Below are 19,613 nucleotides of genomic sequence, written 5' to 3'. Positions count from 1 at the left end.
GTGGGAAAGCTGTGGATAAGTACGTAAACCTCATAAAACTGTCTGTCGGGTCAGAAAGCGTCGATACGCTGATAGCCTGGCAGGATAGCCGCAAGCCGCTGTATCAAGATGGCTGTCCGCGCCACGTGACCCGCATGTGGCCCAAGCGCGAGGCCGAGATTCTGAATGGCGGCTCGATCTATTGGGTCATCAAGGGCGTGATCCAGTGTCGCCAACGCATCCTGCGATTGGATGAGGTGATCGGTCAGGACGGCATCCGCCGTTGTGCCATTGTGCTAGACCCCGAGGTCCATCGGACTCAGAACGCCCTGAAGCGCCCGTTTCAGGGATGGCGTTATCTCAAGCCTGAGGACACACCAGCTGATTTGCCCAAAAACCGCGAACAGGACGACGCCCTGCCCGATGATTTGAACCGCGCGCTTGCGGAAATCGGTGTGCTTTAGCGCAGCCGATCCAAAAGGTCAGACAGAACCGCTTTCTCCGCCGCGTCGTACTTCGCCACCCGACTGCGCCACAGCGTCGCCTGCGATTGCAGGATCAGACCATCTGACAGGATCTTCAGGTGGTTGGCTCGCAGCGTTTCGCCGGTCGAGGTGATATCGGCAATCGCTTCGGCGGTTTCGTTCATCACCGTGCCTTCGGTCGCGCCCTGGCTGTCGACCAGAGTGTAATCGGCCACACCTGCATCGGTCAGGAACTCGCGCACCAGCCGGTGATACTTGGTCGCAATCCGAAGGCGGTGGCCATGGGTCTTTCGAAACGCCGCAGCAGCGGCATCCAGATCGTCAAGCGTATCCACATCGACCCAACAGGCTGGCGTTGCAATGATCAGATCCGCCTTGCCGAAACCAAGCTGAGAAATCTCTTCCAACTGTTGTTCCCAACGCGGCAGTTTCTCGTGCACCAGATCAATCCCGGTGACACCCAGATGAATCCGCCCCGCCGCCAATTCACGCGGGATTTCCCCGGCAGACAGCAGAACCAATGAGACCCCATCGATCCCTTCGACCTTGCCCGCATATTCCCGATCTGATCCGCTGCGGGACAAAGCAATGCCACGCTTCTCGAACCACGAGAAGGTCTTTTCCATCAACCGGCCCTTCGAGGGCACGCCCAGTTTCAGGCTCATTGCGCGCCCTCCTCGATCTCGAGCATCAGGTCAGGGCGCAGCACGCCCCCAACGGCCGGGATTTCGGCCCCGTTGCCCAATTGCCGGGTCAGCGCATCATAGCGTCCGCCGGTCGCGATCGGAGGCAGATCGGGTCGGCCTTCGGCATAAAAGCCAAAAACGAACCCATCGTAATACTCCATCGAGGTCCGGCCATAGGCAGCCTCGAAATCCAAGCGCGCGACATCGACACCACGCGCCTGCAACGCAGCTACGCGCGCCTCCAGCCGGTCCAGCGCCGGGGTGATCTGTGGCAAATCCACCGCGACGTCGCGCAGTTGCTCCATCGCGAAGGGCATGGTCTCGCGCACATTCAGCAGCGTTTCCAGGCCGACAAGTTCATTGTCAGAAATTGGTGGGGTCTCACGATCTTCGCGCAAGGCTTGGATCCGCGCCTCGATTTCCGAGGCCCGACGTTTACCGATCATCGGCACGTCAAACACCATCGGATCAGGGGCATTCAGCAGATCAGACCGCAAATCGGGCTCTGGCGTCCGGCCCGCGTAACGATCCAGCAGAACACGGAACCGGCGTGGCCGCCACAGATGGCGCATCAGCGCAGCTTTGCGACGCTCGGTCGTGCGCAACCCGGCTACTGCGGCTGTCAGGATACCGATATCCCCGGTGGCCGCACGCAACGGCAACCCGCGCAGTTGCAAGGCAAAAAGCGAAAACACCTCGGCATCGGCCCCGGCGGGATCGTTCCGGTCAAACACCTCATAGCCGACCTGAATGTATTCATTGGCCCGATCCGGGTCGTGTTCCTGCCGCCTAAAAACCTCACCCGAATAGGTATAGCGCGCGGGCTCGGCCCCGTCGCTCATGTGCATCTGCACCACTGGCAACGTGAAGTCCGGGCGCAGCATCTGTTCGCCGCGCAGGGCGTCCGAGGTCACATAGGCGCGGGCGCGGATGTCTTCGCCGTAAAGATCCAGCAAAGTCTCCGCCGGCTGCAACAGGGGCGTATCCACGACCTGAGCGCCAGCCGCCTCAAACCGGACACGCATCATCGCGGCGCGGGCCTGTATCTGGGAGCGGTTGGGCATGGCTCAGTCCTGACTGTCCAGAATTTCGCGCACCTTGGCGACCAGATCGCCACGTGGCACTTCGAACTGGCTGGGGCGTTCTTTCCACTCCTCCAGCGTCGCGCTTTCGGCGATCTTGGCACCAAGGATCAGGTCCTTGATCTGCACGATCCCGTTGGCCTTTTCGTCACCGCCTTCGATCACCGCGATCGGAGAGTTCCGCTTGTCTGCGTATTTCAGCTGATTGCCGAAGTTCTTGGGATTGCCCAAGTAGACTTCAGCCCGGATACCAGCGTTACGCAGCTCGGCGACCATGGCCTGATAGTCAGCCATCCGGTCGCGGTCCATTACGGTAACAACCACCGGACCTGTTGCTTGGGCCGCGATCCGGCCTTTTTCGCGAAGCGCGGCCAGCAGGCGGTCAACACCGATGGAGATGCCAGTTGCAGGCACTTCCTGCCCGGTGAACCGCTTGACCAAATCGTCATAGCGACCACCGCCCGAGACCGACCCGAACTGCCGCTTGCGGCCCTTCTCGTCAAAAATCTCAAACGTCAGTTCAGCCTCGTAGACCGGCCCGGTGTAGTAACCGAGACCACGCACGACCGAGGGATCAATCTCGATCCGGTCCGAACCATAACCGCCCGCATCCAGCAGCGCGCCAATCTGTTCCAACTCGGCGATGCCATCCGCGCCGATCTTGCTGTCGCCCACAGCGGTGCGCAAGTTGGCCAGCGTTCCGGCAGTATCCGCAGCCTTTGAGGTCAAAAACGCAATCACGGGCTCGGCCTGATCATCGCTCAGGCCCACGCCGTCGATAAACGCACCCGAGGCGTCCAGACGACCCTTGGTCAGTAGCTCACGCACACCGGCCTCACCCACCTTGTCGAACTTGTCGATGGTGCGCAGAACGTTGTCGCGGGCAGCGGCGTCCTCGCCTAGACCCATCGCCTCGAGCACACCGTTCAGAACCTTGCGGTTGTTGACCCGCACCAGATAGTCGCCACGCGGAATGCCGACGGTCTCAAGCGTATCCGACAACATCGCGCAAATCTCGGCGTCTGCAGCCATCGAGGCCGTGCCCACCGTATCCGCATCGCACTGATAAAACTGACGATACCGCCCCGGCCCCGGCTTTTCATTCCGCCAGACCGGGCCCATCGCATAGCGGCGATAAGGCGTCGGCAGGTCGTTGCGGTGCTGCGCATATACCCGCGCCAAGGGCGCAGTCAGGTCATAGCGCAAGGCCATCCAATCGCCATTGCCGCCTTCGTCAAATTCCTGCCACGCAAACACACCTTCGTTTGGGCGATCCACATCGGGCAGGAACTTGCCCAACGCTTCGACAGTTTCAACCGCGCTGCTTTCCAAGGCGTCAAACCCGTAACGATGATAGACCCCCGCAATCGTCCGCAGCATCTCGGTGCGCTGCGTGACTTCCTCGCCGAAATAGTCACGGAACCCTTTTGGCGTTACGGCCTTGGGGCGGGGCTGTTTCTTGGGCTTGGCCATCGGGGGCGTCCTTCACGGGTCATGTTCCGCGCGCGGTCTATCCCATGGCCCGCATCGGGGCAAGGCGCGCTTTCGCTGGCCATGGCGGCACAGGGTCGCTATGACCGGCCCATCAAGGAGAGCCCCATGCAGCATCTGGAAGAACAGATCGCCCATCTGACCCGTACGGTCGAAGAACTGAACACGGTTGTCACCCGTCAACAAGGTGAGATCGACCGCCTGACGCGTCGGGTCGAGATGCTGTTGCAACGCGAGGCAGAACGCGCGCAGGAAGGATCAGGCGGCGTTGTCTTTGGTGACGAACGCCCACCGCATTACTGAGGCGCTACAGCCCCAGCGTTGATTTCACCGCATTGTCGACGACACCGCCCAAAAGGGCGTTCTTGTCTGCCGCGCACCCCTCGGACAAAGCAGCAATGAAGGTTTCGCGCAGCTGGGCTTTTTCCTCATCGGTCGTCGCGTGATCTTCGATGTTGATTTGCCGATTGTAGAGTGAAAGGGCCGTCATCTTCTCAACAACGGACACAACAAAAGCTTCGTCGCCATCTGCTTCTTCCGCAATCGAGGCGCAGGTGTAGTGCATGACAGGCAGTGCGTCCTGCACCATCTGCTCCGCCGCATCATCAGCCAGCGCAGCGCCGGAGAGAGACACGCAAATCCCTACAACAAAGGTCTTGGTTAGGGTCATACGCATGGCGATCACTTCCAGTTATGTCCGATAATTGCACCGGCCACACCGCCGATGGCCGCCCCTTTGCCGTCACCGATCAAAGCGCCCACGCCAGCACCGATCAGGGCACCCTCGATCGTCTGCTTTTTCTTTTTGTCATCCTTGTCATCCGCCAGACCCGCTGAGGCGGCCACCAAAGCCAGCGATGCTGCCGCACCAAATACTATCGTTCTGAACGTGAGACCTGCAAACGTCATATCAATGCCCTCCCATGGCATGACCTAAAGACATCTCTGTCAGATCAGCCTAACGAGGCACTAACTGCCTGGCAACAAAGCGGTGTCAGATCTCTTCGACGCTCAGCACACCTTCCAGCGATTTGATTGCACCCTTGATCTGCGGGTTGATCGGGAACTCGCGCCCAAGATCCATCTCAACGTCGCCCGGCAGGCTTGGGTCCAACAGCAGCAATTGGATCGGACCCCGCGCCGCGCCTTTGGCAGCAGACGCGGCGTCTTCCAGCACTTTGGCGACGGTTGGTACCGCCTGCGCTTCGTCAACGAAAATACGCAGCCCGGTTGCCCCGGCATCGGCCACCAGCGACTCCGCCGGTCCAACCGACCGACCCAGCAGCTTGAGCTGATCGGATTCCATCGTTGCCTCGGCGGTCAGCACGACCTGCGCCCCGGTTTCCAAAAACTCGCGGCATTTCTCCAATGTGTCCGAAAACAGCGTGACCTCGTAAGCGCCTGTTGGATCCGAGAGCTGCGCAAAAGCAAAGCGGTTGCCCTTGGCCGATTTTCGCTCCTGCCGTCCGGCAACAACACCGGCCATCTTGGCGATCAGTGGGCCTGAACGGGCCTTTTCCGTCACCTCATCCAGCGTCAGCACCTGTTTGCGTTTCAGCGCAGGCATGTAATCGTCCAACGGGTGCCCTGAGAGGTAAAAGCCAATGGCCTTGAATTCCTCGCTCAGCCGTTCGGCAGGCAACCAGTCCGGCGTTGGTGAGAGGCGGGGTTCGGGCAGGTCGTCGCCTGCCTCACCAAACAGAGACACCTGGTTCGAGTTCTTCTGCTCATGGATCGCCGCCGAATACTGCACCAAACGGTCAAGGCTTTCGAACACACGACGACGGTTCTTGTCGAGCTCGTCAAACGCCCCTGCGCGCGCCAGCATTTCCAACGGGCGTTTGCCGACTTTCTTCAGATCCACTCGGCGGGCAAAGTCGAACAGGTTGACGAAGGGTTTTTCGCTCTTTTCATCCTGCGCACCTCCGGCGCGACGCCCCTCGACCACAACGTTCATCGCCTCGACGCCCACGTTTTTCAGCGCGCCCAGCGCATAGACCAGTTCGCCATTTACAACATCGAACGTCGCCAAAGAGCGGTTCACACAAGGCGGCACATAGGGCAATTCCAGGCCCTTGCGGACCTCTTCGAAGTAAACGGCCAACTTGTCGGTCAGGTGGATATCGCAGTTCATGACGCCTGCCATGAACTCGACGGGATGGTTCGCTTTCAGCCACCCAGTCTGATAGCTGACCACCGCATAGGCGGCCGCGTGGGACTTGTTGAAGCCGTAGTTGGCGAATTTCTCCAGCAGGTCGAAAACCTCGGATGCCTTCTTGGCGTCCACGCCATTCTCGCCCGCGCCTTTTTCAAACTTGGGGCGTTCGGCATCCATCGCCTCTTTGATCTTCTTACCCATCGCGCGGCGCAGCAGGTCGGCACCGCCAAGGCTGTATCCCGCCATCACCTGCGCGATTTGCATCACCTGCTCCTGGTACACGATGATGCCCTGCGTTTCCTCAAGAATATGGTCGATCAACGGGTGCACAGACTCGATCTTCCGCAGCCCGTTCTTGACCTCACAATAAGTCGGGATGTTTTCCATCGGGCCGGGACGGTACAGCGCCACAAGGGCCACGATATCCTCGATGCAGGTGGGTTTCATACGCTTGAGCGCATCCATCATACCCGAAGATTCCACCTGGAACACCGCCACGGTCTTGGCTGCCGAGTAGAGCTTATACGTCGCTTCATCGTCCAGCGGGATGGCGTTGATCTGGTTCTCAGCCCCTTCGGCGGGTTCATACAGTTCCGTTCCATCCGCCGCGATGTGCAAAGGTCGACCGGACTTGAAGATCAGATCCATGGCGTTCTGGATGACGGTCAGGGTTTTCAGGCCCAAAAAGTCGAACTTAACCAATCCTGCCTGTTCGACCCATTTCATATTAAACTGGGTCGCGGGCATATCCGAGCGCGGATCCTGATACAGGGGCACAAGCGCGTCCAAAGGCCGGTCCCCGATCACCACGCCTGCCGCGTGGGTCGAGGCATTTCGCAACAAGCCTTCGACCTGTTGGCCGTAGGTCAGAAGGCGATCCACCACCTCTTCATTGCGCGCCTCTTCACGCAGACGGGGTTCGTCCTTCAGGGCTTTCTCAATGGAAACCGGCTTGACGCCTTCGACCGGTATCATCTTGGACAGGCGATCCACCTGCCCATAAGGCATTTGCAAAACGCGCCCGATATCCCGCACGGCAGCTTTGGACAGCAACGCGCCGAAGGTGATGATCTGCCCCACCTTGTCGCGCCCGTATTTCTGCTGCACGTAACGGATCACCTCTTCCCGGCGATCCATGCAAAAGTCGATATCGAAGTCGGGCATCGAAACCCGCTCGGGGTTCAGGAAGCGTTCGAACAGCAGTGAATACCGCAGCGGATCAAGGTCGGTGATCGTCAGCGCATAAGCCACCAGCGACCCCGCGCCCGAACCCCGCCCCGGCCCCACCGGAATGTCGTGATCTTTGGCCCATTGAATGAAATCAGCAACGATCAGGAAGTAACCGGGGAACCCCATGCCTTCGATGATGCCCAGTTCGAAATCCAACCGTTCCTGATATTCTTCTGGCGTTACCGCGTGGGGGATCACTGCCAGTCGCTTCTGTAGTCCTTCATTGGCGATACGGCGCAGTTCGGCCACCTCGTCATCGGCAAACTTCGGCAGGATCGGATCGCGGCGATAGGCCATAAAGGCGCAGCGTTTGGCAATCTCGACCGTGTTCTCGATGGCCTCTGGCAAGTCGGCAAAAAGCGTCACCATCTCCTGCTGCGACTTGAAGTAATGCTGTGCGGTAAGACGGCGGCGGCCGTCTTGCTGGTCGACATAAGCCCCTTCGGCGATGCAGATCAGGGCATCATGCGCCTCATACATATCCGAGGTCGGGAAGTAGACATCATTGGTGGCGACCAGCGGCAGGTTTTTGGCATAAGCCATCTCCACATGACCACGTTCTGTCAGGCGCTCAGCCTCGGGCTGGCCGTCCTCCCCCGGATGGCGCTGAAGTTCGATATAAAGGCGATCCGGGAACATCCCGGCCAACCGATCCACAAGCGCCTCAGCCGCCGGGCGCTGCCCCTGTTGCAACAGGATCCCCACCGGTCCATCCGGCCCACCGGTCAGACAGATAAGGCCATCTGAACGCTCGGCCAACTCATCCAGCGTGACCTGCGGCAACTGCCCGCCCTTGTCCACATAAAGGCAGGAGCTCAGCTTCATCAGGTTTTCATAACCCACCTCGGATTGCGCCAGCAAAACCAGCGGCGCAGGCGCTTTGGGCTTTTCGCCGGGCTGTGCCTGCACGAAGGTCAGATCAACCTGGCAACCCATGATTGGTTGTATGCCGGCCCCGCTGGCCGAGACCGAGAACTCCAGTGCCGAGAACATCGAATTGGTGTCCGTCACGGCGACGGCGGGCATCTCCATCTTCTCGCACAAAGCGGGCAGCTTTTTCAGCCGCACAGCGCCTTCCAACAGTGAATATTCGGTGTGAACGCGGAGGTGAATGAATCGAGGATTGCTGCTCATACGGGTTAAGCTATCCCAGCCTGTCGCGCTGCAAAAGCGGGAACCTTAGCTTTGGGATGCACAAAAAATCGGCGCTGATTATTCGGCTTTTTCAGAAGGTGCTTCGGGATTGAACGGGCATCGCATTCAAAAAGCGCTTTATTTACAAACCCCTGCCTTCTACACGAAAGCAAGAATTACATGCCGCGCGTTCCGAATGGTACATCATATAGGCAGTTTTTCTTGCCAGATAAGCCGCGCTGTTTCTAACATCTCACGGCAAGCACTTCGCCCGCCGCTCTTTCTACGTCGCATCGAAGGAGGGCCCAGAGGGCGCAACAGGGTAACGCGACGGGTTTCTCGAATGAATATCACGTTTCTTCTGAACGGAGAGACAGTGGAGCTGGCGGATGTCAATCCAACGGCGACCCTTCTGGATTGGCTGCGCGAAGATCGCGGCCTGACCGGCACCAAAGAAGGCTGCAACGAAGGCGATTGCGGGGCCTGCACCGTCATGGTGACGGATGAGGGTGGTCACAAGGCTCTGAACTCCTGCATCCTGTTTCTGCCCCAATTGCACGGCAAGGCTGTGCGTACTGTGGAAGGCGCCAGCGGCCCGAATGGTGAAGCCCATCCGGTACAGCAAGCGATGGTGGACCTGCATGGATCTCAATGCGGGTTCTGCACGCCCGGGTTTGTCATGTCGATGGTTGCCAGTCATGCGAATGGTGCGACAGATCATGACACGCAGCTTGCGGGGAATCTGTGCCGCTGCACCGGTTACGCCCCAATCATCCGCGCCGCCGAAGCCGTCGAGGCCGACCCAACCCCAAAATGGATCACCGACGACCGGTCCTTCTCTTGTTTACAAATACCTCGGGGGGAGGCCGCAGGCCGGGGGGCAGAGCCCCCCTTCCTCCCCAACAGCGCTGACGAACTGGCGTCTCTGTTTGCCGAACACCCCAGCGCCACCCTGGTTGCCGGTGCAACTGATGTGGGCTTATGGGTCACAAAGCAGTTGCGCGAACTGGACCCGGTCATATTCCTCAACCGCTGCGAAGATCTGAAGGAAATCACAATCTCAGACACCGAAATCCGTTTCGGAGCAATGGTCGACATGAACCGCATGGGGGCCGCGCTGGCCGATCCGCATCCGTCCTATGCCGAGATGATCCGCCGCTACGCAAGCGTGCAGGTTCGCCACGCAGCGACCGTGGGCGGTAACATCGCCAATGGCTCACCCATCGGCGACAACCCACCCGCACTGATCGCGCTGGGTGCTACATTGCATCTGCGCAAAGGCGATGAGAAACGGTCGATCCCGTTGGAAGAGTTCTTTATTGACTATGGCACGCAGGATCGCGCCCCCGGCGAGTTCGTCGAGGCCGTCAGCTTCCCGCGTCAGCCCGACAGGTTGAAGGTCTACAAGCTCAGCAAACGGTTCGATCAGGACATTTCGGCCGTGTGCGGGTGTTTCAATATCACTGTCTCGGACGGCACGGTCGCCCAAGCACGGATAGCGTTTGGCGGAATGGCAGGTATTCCGAAACGCGCCACCCATGTCGAGGCCGCACTGATCGGCAAACCCTGGACACGCGAGACCGTTCAGGCCGCGCTGCCCGCCTTTGCCGACGATTTCTCACCACTCACGGACATGCGCGCCTCGGCAACTTATCGTCTGGAAACGGCCAAAGCGATGCTGGAGCGCTATTTCCTCGAAGACCAAGGTGAAATCACCAACGTGTTGGAGGTTTCAGCATGAGCGTGACCAAACCCCTCCCCCACGACGCGGCACCGCTGCACGTGTCCGGCTCGGCGCGGTATGTGGATGACATCCCGACGCCCAAAGGCACACTGCATCTGGCATTTGGTCTCAGCCCGATTGCCAAGGGTAAGATCACCGCGATGGATCTGTCGGGTGTGAAGGCCGCCGAAGGTGTTGTGATGGTGATGACGGCGGATGACCTGCCGTTCGCCAACGACGTCTCGCCCTCGATCCATGATGAACCACTGCTGTCGGACGGCACCGTTCACTATATCGGCCAGCCCGTATTTCTGGTTGTCGCCACCAGCCACCTTGCCGCCCGCAAGGCAGCCCGTCTGGGCAAGATCGACTATGCCGAGGACACTCCGATCCTGACAGTTGAGGATGCGCTTGCTGCGGACAGTCGGTTCGAGGACGGGCCGCGCATATACGCCAAAGGTGACGCGGACGCAGCCATCGCAGGCGCGGAACATGTGATCGAAGGTACGTTCGAGCTTGGCGGACAGGAACACTTTTATCTGGAAGGTCAGGCCGCGTTGGCTGTGCCGAATGAGGGCGCGGATATGCTGGTGCACAGTTCGACCCAGCACCCGACTGAAATTCAGCACAAGGTGGCAGATGCCTTGGGCGTTCCGATGCACGCTGTCCGTGTCGAAACCCGCCGTATGGGCGGCGGCTTTGGCGGCAAGGAAAGCCAGGGGAATGCGCTGGCCGTCGCTTGCGCCGTTGCCGCGCGTGCAACCGGCAAAGCCTGCAAGATGCGCTATGACCGCGACGATGACATGATCATTACGGGCAAACGCCACGCGTTCCGCATTTCATATAAAGCCGGGTTCGATAAACATGGCCATATTCAGGGCGTCTCGTTCCTTCACTACGCCATCTGCGGTTGGGCGCAGGACTTGTCCCTGCCCGTGGCCGACCGGGCGATGCTGCATTCGGACAATGCTTATCTGCTGCCCAATGCGCGGATCGAAAGCCACCGGTTGAAAACCAACACCCAATCCGCCACCGCCTATCGCGGGTTCGGAGGCCCGCAGGGCATGGTCGGGATCGAACGTGTGATGGATCACGCCGCGTTTGAACTGGGGCTGGACCCGGTCGAGCTGCGCCGCCGGAATTACTATGAACCGGCGCATGCGGTGACCGAGACGCAACCAGCTGAAAAACCGCAAGGCCACCCCGACCCACACGAAGACCTGACCAGCCGGGGCGCGGTTGAAACCGGGAACGCGCCGGTGCGTCCCCTTCCCGCCGGAGGTAACACGACGCCCTATGGCATGGAGGTCAGTGATTTCGAGTTGCACGGCATGACCGAAGCGCTTCTGAAATCAAGCGACTACGCTGCGCGCAAGGCCGCGATCCAGAAATGGAATGCCGAGAATAGTGTGATCAAGAAGGGCATCGCCTTCTCTCCGGTCAAGTTCGGGATCTCCTTCACCCTGACCCACCTCAATCAGGCGGGTGCGCTTGTGCATGTATACCAAGACGGCTCGGTCCATCTGAACCACGGTGGCACCGAAATGGGACAGGGCCTGTTCCAGAAAGTCGCGCAAGTCGCTGCCTCGCGCTTTGGCGTTCCGCTTGAGATGGTGAAGATCACCGCCACCGACACCGCCAAGGTGCCCAACACCTCGGCCACGGCGGCGTCCTCGGGCAGTGACCTGAACGGCATGGCAGTGAAAGCCGCTTGTGATACGATCCGCGACCGGATGGCCGATTATCTGGCGGAACGGCATCAGGCTGATCCGTCTGCCGTCACATTCTCGGATGGCCACGTTTTGGTCGGGGAAGAAAAGTACACCTTCGCCGAAGCGGCAGCGCTGGCCTATCAGGGCCGGATCAGTTTGTCGGCAACCGGGTTTTATAAAACACCCAAGATCGAATGGGACCGGATCGCTGGACGCGGCCGTCCGTTCTTCTACTTCGCCTACGGCGCGGCGATCACCGAGGTTGCCGTCGACACCCTGACCGGTGAAAACCGCATTTTACGCACGGATATACTGCATGACGCGGGCGCATCGCTGAACCCCGCGCTGGATATCGGGCAGGTCGAAGGCGGTTACGTACAAGGTGCGGGGTGGCTGACGACCGAAGAGCTGGTCTGGGATGGCAAGGGCAATCTGCGCACGCACGCACCATCGACCTACAAGATTCCGGCCTGTTCCGATCGACCGGATATTTTCAATGTCGCGCTTTGGAATGGCGCGAACCGCGAGGACACGATTTATCGCTCGAAAGCGGTTGGCGAACCGCCCTTCATGTTGGGCATCTCGGCATGGCTGGCCTTGTCGAACGCCGTCGCGGCCTGTGGCGATACCTACCCCGCGCTCGACGCACCTGCCACGGCCGAAGAAGTCTGGCGCGGTGTCCAAAGGATGAAGGGAGGCATCTGATGGGATTTGACCTGGAGGCTTTGAGGGAGGCGGTCGAAACCCATGGACGAGTGGTCCGGGTGGTTATTGCCGGGATCAAAGGATCGTCTCCGCGCGAGGTTGGCGCGGCCATGCTTGTCTGGAAGGACAGTCAAAGCGGCACCATCGGCGGAGGGACGCTGGAATATCAAGCAGCCAAGGCGGCGCGGGCACAGACCCAGGCTTCGCGCCTGACACATCACGCGCTTGGACCCGAGATGGGTCAATGTTGTGGTGGCGCGGTTTCGCTGCTCAGCGAGGTCTATGACCGCGCGGCGCTGGAAACGCTGGATGAAACTCTCATCGCGCGCGCCACATCTGGCGAAGAAATGCCGCTGTCGGTCAAACGAGTGCTGGCAACCGCGCGTGGTCAGGGCATTCCGCCTGAACCCCAGATGGTTGACGGCTGGATGATTGAGCCAGTGCACAAACCAAACCGGAACCTTTGGATTTGGGGTGCCGGTCATGTCGGACGGGCTTTGGTGGATGTTTTCTCACCGCTGCCCGACCTTGCGATCACCTGGATCGACACCGGCTTGGATCGGTTTCCCGACACGATTGCCGCCGGAGTTACCTCGGTTCCAGCTACCAAACCGGCCGAACTGGTTCGACACGCACCGACCGATGCCGAGCATCTTGTGCTGACCTATTCACACAATTTGGACCTGGAGCTGTGCAACAGGCTGCTTTTACATGATTTCCGCTTTGCGGGACTGATTGGCTCGGCTACGAAATGGGCGCGATTCCGGTCGCGGCTGGCGGCCCTTGGGCACCCGCCCGAGCGGATCAGCCGGATCACCTGTCCAATTGGTGATCCGAACCTGGGCAAACACCCGCAGATGATCGCCGTCGGCGTCGCCGCGCAGCTGTTGCGTCCGGCCCGGCAGAACGAGTTGAAGAAGGACCTGAGCGCGTGACCACTCCACTGTTGAGCTTACAAGGGCTGACCAAAGCCTATCCCGGCGTCGTGGCCAATGATCAGGTGTCCTTTGACATCGGTGAAGGTGAAGTTCACGCCCTGCTGGGCGAAAACGGCGCCGGAAAATCCACGCTGGTCAAGATGATCTATGGGCTGGTGAAGCCCGACAGCGGCACGATGCTGCTGCGAGGTCAGCCTTTTGCGCCGCCCGAGCCGCGCGCCGCGCGGGCAGACGGTATCGCGATGGTGTTCCAGCATTTCTCGTTGTTCGACGCTTTGAACGTTGCTGAAAATATCGCTTTGGGGATGGAGAACCCGCCACCGATGGGCGATCTGGCGTCACGTATCCGCGAAGTGTCCGAAACATATGGGCTGCCACTGGACCCGTATCGCACGGTTGGCGATCTGTCTGCGGGCGAACGTCAGAGGGTCGAGATCATCCGTTGCCTGTTGCAGGACCCCAAGCTGCTGATCATGGACGAACCAACGAGCGTGCTGACCCCGCAAGAAGTCGACATTCTGTTTGAAACTCTGAACAAACTGCGCTCTGAAGGGACGTCGATCCTCTATATCTCACACAAGCTGGAGGAAATCCGAACGCTATGCGATCACGCGACGATCCTGCGGCTGGGCAAGAATGTGGGCGAATGCGTGCCCGCCGAGACATCCGCGCGGGACATGGCCGAGATGATGGTGGGCTCAACCCTGCAAACGCCAGAACGTTCTGGGCGTGAGTTCGGTGAAGTTGCGCTGGATGTCAGTGGACTGTCTGTCCCGTCGCCCTCGGAATTCGGCACGGCGTTGAAGAACATTCATATGACCGTCCGCAAGGGAGAGGTTCTGGGTATCGGTGGCGTTGCCGGGAATGGGCAGGATGAATTGCTGGGCGTGTTGTCCGGTGAAATCCTGACCGCCGCGGATGCGATCAAGTTCAACGGTCAAAGAATTGGCAAACTCGGCCCCACCGCGCGGCGCAAGTTGGGTGTACTCACGGCCCCTGAAGAGCGGCTGGGTCACGCGGCAGCCCCGGATATGAGCCTGACGGAAAACGCCTTGCTGACCGGATCGGTGAGGGAAGGGCTGGAAAGCAACGGTTTCCTGAAATGGACCGAGACCAAAGGTTTTGCCGAAAAGATCATCAGCGCATTTGATGTGCGCACACCGGGTCCTGAGAATGCCGCCCGGTCTTTGTCTGGCGGGAACCTGCAGAAATTCGTGATCGGTCGCGAAGTGTTGCAAAACCCCGATGTTCTGGTTGTGAACCAGCCCACCTGGGGCGTGGATGCGGCGGCGGCGGCGGCGATCCGGCAGGCCATTCTGGATCTTGCCGCCAAAGGGACTGCCGTGGTCTGCATCAGCCAGGATCTGGATGAGCTGATGGAAATCTCGGACAGCTTTGCAGCGTTGAATGAAGGACGGCTAAGCGCACCGCGCCCGACCACAGGACTAACCGTGGACGAGATCGGCCTGATGATGGGCGGTGCCCATGGCATGGAGGTCGCGCATGTGTGAACCGTGGCGTCGCCTTCGGCGAGAGTATTTAAAAAAAGATGAAGACTGTGGGGGAGTGAGCAGATGATTGTTTTGGAGAAACGGCCTCAGCCGTCCAAGGCGTGGTCCTATGCGACCCCTCTGGTGGCGGTGCTGGCGACAATGGTGTTTGGAGGGGTGCTGTTTGCCATTCTGGGCAAGAACCCGATCGAAGCCATTGGCACTATTTTCTGGGAACCGCTGTTTGGAGAGTTTGCCTTCTACTATCGCCCACAATTGTTGATCAAAGGTGCACCCTTGGTTCTGATTGCCATCGGTCTGTCGCTGGGCTTTCGGGCTGGTATCTGGAATATCGGCGCCGAAGGGCAATACATCATGGGTGCCATCTTTGGCGCTGGTGCTGGTCTGGCCTTTTATCCTTTGGACGCGTTTTACATCTTCCCGATCATGGTGATTGCGGGCGCGTTCGGCGGCTGGCTCTGGGCGATGATCCCGGCCTTTCTGAAAGTGCGCTTTGGCACCAATGAAATTCTGGTGTCGTTGATGCTGGTCTATGTGGCCGAGCAGATGCTGGCCTCAGTCTCGCTGGGTCTGCTGAAGAACCCCGAAGGGTTCGGTTTTCCCGGTTCGCGCAACCTGCAGCAATATGAAAGTGCGCATAACGCCGAGCTGATCGCCGGATCTGGGATGCATTGGGGTGTGGTCACTGCACTGATTGCCGTGATCTTTGCCTATGTGCTGCTGAACCGGCACATGCTGGGTTTTCACATCCGTTTGACAGGTGAAGCGCCACGTGCGGCTAAATTTGCAGGCGTGAACCCGGCGCGGCTGATCTTGTTCTGTTTGGGTCTGTCCGGGGCACTGGCCGGACTGGCCGGGATGTTCGAAGTTTCTGGCCCTTCGGGCGTTGTCAGCATCGACTTTAACGTTGGCTATGGCTTCACCGCGATCATCGTGGCCTTTCTGGGACGCCTGCATCCGGTGGGCATCCTGCTGGCCGGTGGCCTGATGGCGCTGACTTATATCGGCGGCGAAATCGCGCAGTCTCAGCTGGGTCTGCCCGCCGCTGCCATTCAGGTGTTCCAGGGGATGCTTCTGTTCTTCCTTCTGGCTTTCGATCTTCTGACCAACTACCGCATCCGTGCGGCGCGTAGCGAGGTAGCATAATGGACCTTGGTGAAATCAATCCTGTCCTTCTGGTCGCCTCGCTGATGGTGGCCGCAACCCCCCTGCTGCTGGCCGCGATCGGAGAGCTGGTCGTTGAGAAAGCAGGCGTTCTGAACCTTGGCGTCGAAGGCATGATGATCGTGGGTGCGATCAGCGGTTTTGCGATCTCGGTCGAGACCGGCTCGCCCTGGTTAGGTTTTGTTGCCGCCGCTATAGGTGGTGCGGTGTTGTCTTTGCTGTTTGTTTTGCTGACACAGGTGGCCTTGGCCAATCAGGTCGCAAGTGGTCTGGCGCTAACTCTGTTTGGACTGGGATTCAGTGCCTTGATGGGGCAAAGCTATGTGGGCGTCAAACCGCCCAGCATGGGCGATATCCACATTCCGGTGATCAGTGATATCCCGGTCATCGGCCCGATCCTGTTTCAGCATGACCCAATACTTTACGTGGGTATCGCTTTGACCGCTGCGGTTTGGGCCACGCTCAAGTATACCCGCGTCGGGCTGATCTTGCGCGCGGTTGGCGAAAACCACGATGCGGCGCACGCGCTGGGCTACAAGGTCATCAAGATCCGTATCATGGCAATCCTGTTCGGTGGGGCCTGCGCGGGTCTGGGTGGCGCTTATATCAGCCTGATCCGCGTGCCTCAGTGGACCGAAGGAATGACCGCGGGTGTCGGCTGGATCGCTCTGGCGCTTGTGGTGTTTGCCAGCTGGAAACCGTGGCGTGCCTTGCTGGGTGCCTACTTGTTTGGCGGCATCACCGTGTTGCAGCTTAATTTGCAGGCAGCGGGCGTTGCCATTCCCGTCGAGTATCTGGCAATGTCGCCATATATCATCACGATCCTTGTGCTTGTGATCCTTTCGGCCGACAAGAGCAGCGCACCTGCCTCACTGGGCCGGACCTTCCATGCCTCGCACTAGGGGCCAACTGAACCAACTTGGGGAGTAACACATGAAATTCACTACACTTCTGGCAAGTGCTGCCATGGCACTGGGCCTGGCCACAGGGGCCATGGCCGAAGACAAAACCAAGGTCGGCTTCGTATATGTCGGCCCCGTCGGTGACGGCGGTTGGACCTATGAACACAACAAGGGCCGTCTGGCTGTCGAGGAGCACTTTGGGGACAAGGTTGAAACCGTCTTTGTTGAGTCGGTTCCAGAAGGTCCCGATGCTGAGCGTGTGATGACCCAGATGGCGCTGGAAGGCGCTGACCTGATCTTCACCACCTCGTTCGGCTACATGGACCCCACGATCAACGTGGCCAAAAAATTCCCGGATGTGAAATTCGAGCACGCAACCGGCTATAAGACCGCTGACAACGTCTCGGTCTATTCAGCACGCTTTTATGAAGGCCGCGCTGTTCAGGGCCACATCGCGGGTAACATGACCAAGTCGAACATCATCGGCTATATCGGATCCTACCCGATCCCCGAAGTCATCCGTGGCATCAACTCGGCCTATATCCACGCCAAGAAGGTGAACCCGGATGTCGAGTTCAAGATCGTCTGGGCCTACACCTGGTTCGATCCTGCGAAAGAAGCTGACGCTGCCACCGTTCTGATCGAACAAGGCGCCGACGTGATCCTGCAGCACACCGACTCGACCGCGCCTCAGGCTGCGGCTCAGGAAGCGGGCAATGTTGTCACCTTTGGTCAGGCCTCGGACATGAGCGAATACGCTCCGTTCCCGCGCGTCTCGTCGATCATCGATGACTGGGCCCCCTACTACATTGCACGGACCCAGGCCGTCATGGATGGCACATGGGAAAGCGCAAACACATGGGATGGCATCCGCGAAGGCATGGTTGCAATCGGTGAGATTTCCGATGCCGTACCGGCAGATGTCAAGGAAGAGGCCCTGGCACTGAAAGCCGCCATGGCTGCGGGTGAGTACCACCCCTTTACCGGTCCGCTGAAAAAGCAGGACGGCAGCGACTGGTTGGCTGAAGGCGAAGTGGCAGATGACGGTACGCTGGCCGGCATGAACTTCTACGTCGAAGGCCTGGAAGGCGAAATTCCGCAGTAAACTGCTAGCACAGTTCAAAGCAAAGGCCCGCACATGTCTGCGGGCCTTTTTTTGCCTCGAAGAGCCGCGCTTGGCAGACCAGATCCCTGATCGCCCCGTACGTGTTTTGTAAGTCCAAGAGCCTGTCCATTCAGATGGTTGGTGCGATCCAATCGGGGTACAATCCGCTGCCACTAATGTACTTTTGCACAGACTGCCCGGCAAACAGGCCATGACTTGTGATCAGAACCGAGCCCCATCCGCGCGACTGCGCCCCCAGAATATCAGTGTGTAACGTATCCCCGACCATGACAATGCGACGTGGTTCAACCGCTCCTGTGCGCCGTTCGATCTCTTCATAGACCGAAGCAAAAGGCTTGCCGTGAAATGTTGGCGTTATACCCAGACGAGACTGCAAATCATGCGCGTAAAACCCCGGCTCTCGCGTCAGGCCGGTTTCGCGCGGCGCAACCAAATCAGGGTTAGCCACAACAACGGGTCTAGGGTTTCGGGCCAGACTGTCCAGCAAAAGCGCCTGCCGCCCTTTGTTCCAACCCAATGTGCTGAGAAACAGGATGCCACCCGCGTGATCATACCCTTCGATATCGTCCAGCAGGTGCAACGTGGGCACATCGATTTCATCACCTGTCCAGCTGGCAGGGCCCGCTACCCCCCATTGTTGCCCTTTGGCCAGTTGCGGCAAATGTTGCTCGCACACCATCCGACTGGATACGATCTCATCTGGCGAAAAATCAAAACCCAGATCTCGAAACACGTTTTGGGCTTGGGCGGCGGAGTAACTGGCTGCATTGGTCAGAACAAATACCGTTTTACCGATCGCACGAAGTTCCGTGATCCGTTCCGCCGCACCGGGGATCGGAAGCTTTCCGGTATTCAGAACGCCATAAGCGTCAAAGACAAAAACGTCGGCCTGATCCGTGATCGTCCCCAGATTAGGGATGCTCTGCAACGCGCCAGAACGGCTTGGCGCGTCAGGCAGACGTCCCCGAATGTCTTCATACCATTGGAAAGCTACATTTGGTGTGATTGCGCGCGAAACATCGTCCCAAACGGGGCCCGTCGGTTCAAGACTTGAGCTCATCACCTCAGAGATGGAATCTGTCTTCATCAATCCGAACGCCGCGCGCTGACCGTGTTGACAAGATGCAAACATGACCGAACCGTGCCCGGTACCAACTCGTTACCGGGGCCGGTTTCGCCCAGTGATCCGATGCTCAGATTGGCCAAATTACTTCTCGCTTTCCACCCGCCCTATGACACAGAGCTTTTGCATTGCAATCACACCCAGAACTGACGGCATCATCGCTCGGACTGCGGTGCCCATGTTCGAACGCCAGACTAGTGAACTTTCTGTCGAATTGATCATGCGATAAATACCCAAGTCGACAGTGTAAAGCCATTTGGCCGTGGGCGCCAAAAGCAGCCACAGGTCGTTGTTCCGGCCCAATGTCAAAGGGATAACAAACAGCGCCGCAATACGGGTGCCGCTCAGTGGCAGCGGGATGTCCCCTAGGAACGTCAGAGATTTTGCAAATTCAGGCAAACCTGACGGATCAAACGTGTCTGAGTGAACACGCAATCAGCGGTACGATTTACCCTGTGCAGCTT

17 protein-coding genes are annotated in these 19,613 nt (G+C 59.1%); 9 read left to right on the top strand and 8 right to left on the bottom strand.

Features of this window, described 5'->3' with window-relative positions:
• Positions 1 to 11 precede the first annotated feature (11 nt).
• The gene (locus AC2FNU_RS07215) at positions 12 to 443 is read left to right on the top strand and encodes a DUF1489 family protein (protein ID WP_496786606.1); all 432 of its coding nucleotides are present in this window, start codon (positions 12 to 14) and stop codon (positions 441 to 443) included.
• Here AC2FNU_RS07215 and hisG read toward each other — a convergent pair.
• The 3 genes from hisG to hisS are packed head-to-tail and all read right to left on the bottom strand — an operon-like array spanning position 440 to position 3,705.
• On the bottom strand, positions 440 to 1,129 hold the full coding sequence (gene hisG, locus AC2FNU_RS07210) for an ATP phosphoribosyltransferase (RefSeq protein WP_480800922.1): 690 nt from the start codon (positions 1,127 to 1,129) through the stop codon (positions 440 to 442). The genes AC2FNU_RS07215 and hisG overlap by 4 nt on opposite strands.
• Entirely contained in the window at positions 1,126 to 2,214 is a 1,089-nt protein-coding gene (locus AC2FNU_RS07205) for an ATP phosphoribosyltransferase regulatory subunit (protein ID WP_496786604.1), read from the bottom strand. Before AC2FNU_RS07205 ends, hisG begins: the two co-directional genes overlap by 4 nt.
• A gap of 3 nt (positions 2,215 to 2,217) precedes the next feature.
• Complete coding sequence (gene hisS, locus AC2FNU_RS07200) at positions 2,218 to 3,705, bottom strand: histidine--tRNA ligase (protein WP_496786603.1); 1,488 nt, start codon at positions 3,703 to 3,705, stop codon at positions 2,218 to 2,220.
• Between the two features lie 126 nt (positions 3,706 to 3,831).
• On the opposite strand from hisS, the gene AC2FNU_RS07195 reads away from it, so the two are divergent.
• Positions 3,832 to 4,026 carry a SlyX family protein gene (locus tag AC2FNU_RS07195; RefSeq protein ID WP_170573549.1) on the top strand — a complete coding sequence of 65 codons (195 nt, stop codon included), beginning with the start codon at positions 3,832 to 3,834 and terminating at the stop codon, positions 4,024 to 4,026.
• 4 nt (positions 4,027 to 4,030) lie between these two features.
• On the opposite strand, the gene AC2FNU_RS07190 is transcribed toward AC2FNU_RS07195, so the two are convergent.
• The 3 genes from AC2FNU_RS07190 to dnaE all read right to left on the bottom strand — a co-directional run bounded on the left by AC2FNU_RS07190 (position 4,031) and on the right by dnaE (position 8,245).
• Positions 4,031 to 4,399, bottom strand: a complete 369-nt coding sequence (locus AC2FNU_RS07190; protein WP_496786600.1) for a hypothetical protein — start codon at positions 4,397 to 4,399, stop codon at positions 4,031 to 4,033.
• Positions 4,400 to 4,404: 5 nt separating this feature from the next.
• Positions 4,405 to 4,632: a YMGG-like glycine zipper-containing protein gene (locus AC2FNU_RS07185; protein ID WP_496786596.1), complete on the bottom strand. Its 228-nt coding sequence runs from the start codon at positions 4,630 to 4,632 to the stop codon at positions 4,405 to 4,407.
• A gap of 85 nt (positions 4,633 to 4,717) precedes the next feature.
• Complete coding sequence (gene dnaE / locus AC2FNU_RS07180) at positions 4,718 to 8,245, bottom strand: DNA polymerase III subunit alpha (RefSeq protein WP_496786594.1); 3,528 nt, start codon at positions 8,243 to 8,245, stop codon at positions 4,718 to 4,720.
• A gap of 343 nt (positions 8,246 to 8,588) precedes the next feature.
• Between dnaE and xdhA the strand changes: the two genes are divergently transcribed.
• The 7 genes from xdhA to AC2FNU_RS07145 all read left to right on the top strand — a co-directional run bounded on the left by xdhA (position 8,589) and on the right by AC2FNU_RS07145 (position 18,005).
• Positions 8,589 to 9,986, top strand: coding sequence for a xanthine dehydrogenase small subunit (xdhA, locus tag AC2FNU_RS07175; protein ID WP_496786591.1), 1,398 nt, complete (start codon positions 8,589 to 8,591; stop codon positions 9,984 to 9,986).
• Positions 9,983 to 12,385, top strand: a complete 2,403-nt coding sequence (gene xdhB, locus AC2FNU_RS07170; RefSeq protein ID WP_496786589.1) for a xanthine dehydrogenase molybdopterin binding subunit — start codon at positions 9,983 to 9,985, stop codon at positions 12,383 to 12,385. Before xdhA ends, xdhB begins: the two co-directional genes overlap by 4 nt.
• A complete protein-coding gene (xdhC, locus tag AC2FNU_RS07165; protein WP_496786587.1) occupies positions 12,385 to 13,320 on the top strand; it encodes a xanthine dehydrogenase accessory protein XdhC in 936 nt (311 codons plus the stop codon). The genes xdhB and xdhC overlap by 1 nt, the downstream gene beginning before the upstream one ends.
• Complete coding sequence (locus AC2FNU_RS07160; RefSeq protein WP_496786585.1) at positions 13,317 to 14,834, top strand: ABC transporter ATP-binding protein; 1,518 nt, start codon at positions 13,317 to 13,319, stop codon at positions 14,832 to 14,834. The genes xdhC and AC2FNU_RS07160 overlap by 4 nt, the downstream gene beginning before the upstream one ends.
• 63 nt (positions 14,835 to 14,897) lie before the next feature.
• Entirely contained in the window at positions 14,898 to 15,980 is a 1,083-nt protein-coding gene (locus tag AC2FNU_RS07155) for an ABC transporter permease (protein ID WP_496786581.1), read from the top strand.
• Entirely contained in the window at positions 15,980 to 16,900 is a 921-nt protein-coding gene (locus AC2FNU_RS07150; RefSeq protein ID WP_171093445.1) for an ABC transporter permease, read from the top strand. The genes AC2FNU_RS07155 and AC2FNU_RS07150 overlap by 1 nt, the downstream gene beginning before the upstream one ends.
• Positions 16,901 to 16,931: 31 nt before the next feature.
• Positions 16,932 to 18,005, top strand: coding sequence for a BMP family ABC transporter substrate-binding protein (locus AC2FNU_RS07145; RefSeq protein ID WP_496786575.1), 1,074 nt, complete (start codon positions 16,932 to 16,934; stop codon positions 18,003 to 18,005).
• Between the two features lie 130 nt (positions 18,006 to 18,135).
• On the opposite strand, the gene AC2FNU_RS07140 is transcribed toward AC2FNU_RS07145, so the two are convergent.
• Both AC2FNU_RS07140 and AC2FNU_RS07135 read right to left on the bottom strand, forming a co-directional pair.
• Positions 18,136 to 19,113, bottom strand: coding sequence for an HAD-IIA family hydrolase (locus AC2FNU_RS07140; protein WP_496786571.1), 978 nt, complete (start codon positions 19,111 to 19,113; stop codon positions 18,136 to 18,138).
• A 120-nt stretch (positions 19,114 to 19,233) separates the two neighbouring features.
• Entirely contained in the window at positions 19,234 to 19,584 is a 351-nt protein-coding gene (locus AC2FNU_RS07135; protein WP_496786569.1) for an ABC transporter permease, read from the bottom strand.
• Between the last annotated feature and the right edge of the window lie 29 nt (positions 19,585 to 19,613).

The organism is Ruegeria sp. BHSB064 (genome assembly GCF_059613205.1).
Note: the sequence above shows the minus strand (reverse complement) of the source record. Positions and strands in the feature narration are given on the sequence as shown.

Coding starts and splice junctions, on each gene's coding strand:
- hisG (WP_480800922.1), bottom strand. CDS start 1,129: ATGAGCCTGAAACTGGGCGTGCCCTCGAAGGGCCGGTTGATGGAAAAG.
- AC2FNU_RS07205 (WP_496786604.1), bottom strand. CDS start 2,214: ATGCCCAACCGCTCCCAGATACAGGCCCGCGCCGCGATGATGCGTGTC.
- hisS (WP_496786603.1), bottom strand. CDS start 3,705: ATGGCCAAGCCCAAGAAACAGCCCCGCCCCAAGGCCGTAACGCCAAAA.
- AC2FNU_RS07195 (WP_170573549.1), top strand. CDS start 3,832: ATGCAGCATCTGGAAGAACAGATCGCCCATCTGACCCGTACGGTCGAA.
- AC2FNU_RS07190 (WP_496786600.1), bottom strand. CDS start 4,399: ATGCGTATGACCCTAACCAAGACCTTTGTTGTAGGGATTTGCGTGTCT.
- AC2FNU_RS07185 (WP_496786596.1), bottom strand. CDS start 4,632: ATGACGTTTGCAGGTCTCACGTTCAGAACGATAGTATTTGGTGCGGCA.
- dnaE (WP_496786594.1), bottom strand. CDS start 8,245: ATGAGCAGCAATCCTCGATTCATTCACCTCCGCGTTCACACCGAATAT.
- xdhA (WP_496786591.1), top strand. CDS start 8,589: ATGAATATCACGTTTCTTCTGAACGGAGAGACAGTGGAGCTGGCGGAT.
- xdhB (WP_496786589.1), top strand. CDS start 9,983: ATGAGCGTGACCAAACCCCTCCCCCACGACGCGGCACCGCTGCACGTG.
- xdhC (WP_496786587.1), top strand. CDS start 12,385: ATGGGATTTGACCTGGAGGCTTTGAGGGAGGCGGTCGAAACCCATGGA.
- AC2FNU_RS07155 (WP_496786581.1), top strand. CDS start 14,898: ATGATTGTTTTGGAGAAACGGCCTCAGCCGTCCAAGGCGTGGTCCTAT.
- AC2FNU_RS07150 (WP_171093445.1), top strand. CDS start 15,980: ATGGACCTTGGTGAAATCAATCCTGTCCTTCTGGTCGCCTCGCTGATG.
- AC2FNU_RS07145 (WP_496786575.1), top strand. CDS start 16,932: ATGAAATTCACTACACTTCTGGCAAGTGCTGCCATGGCACTGGGCCTG.
- AC2FNU_RS07140 (WP_496786571.1), bottom strand. CDS start 19,113: ATGAAGACAGATTCCATCTCTGAGGTGATGAGCTCAAGTCTTGAACCG.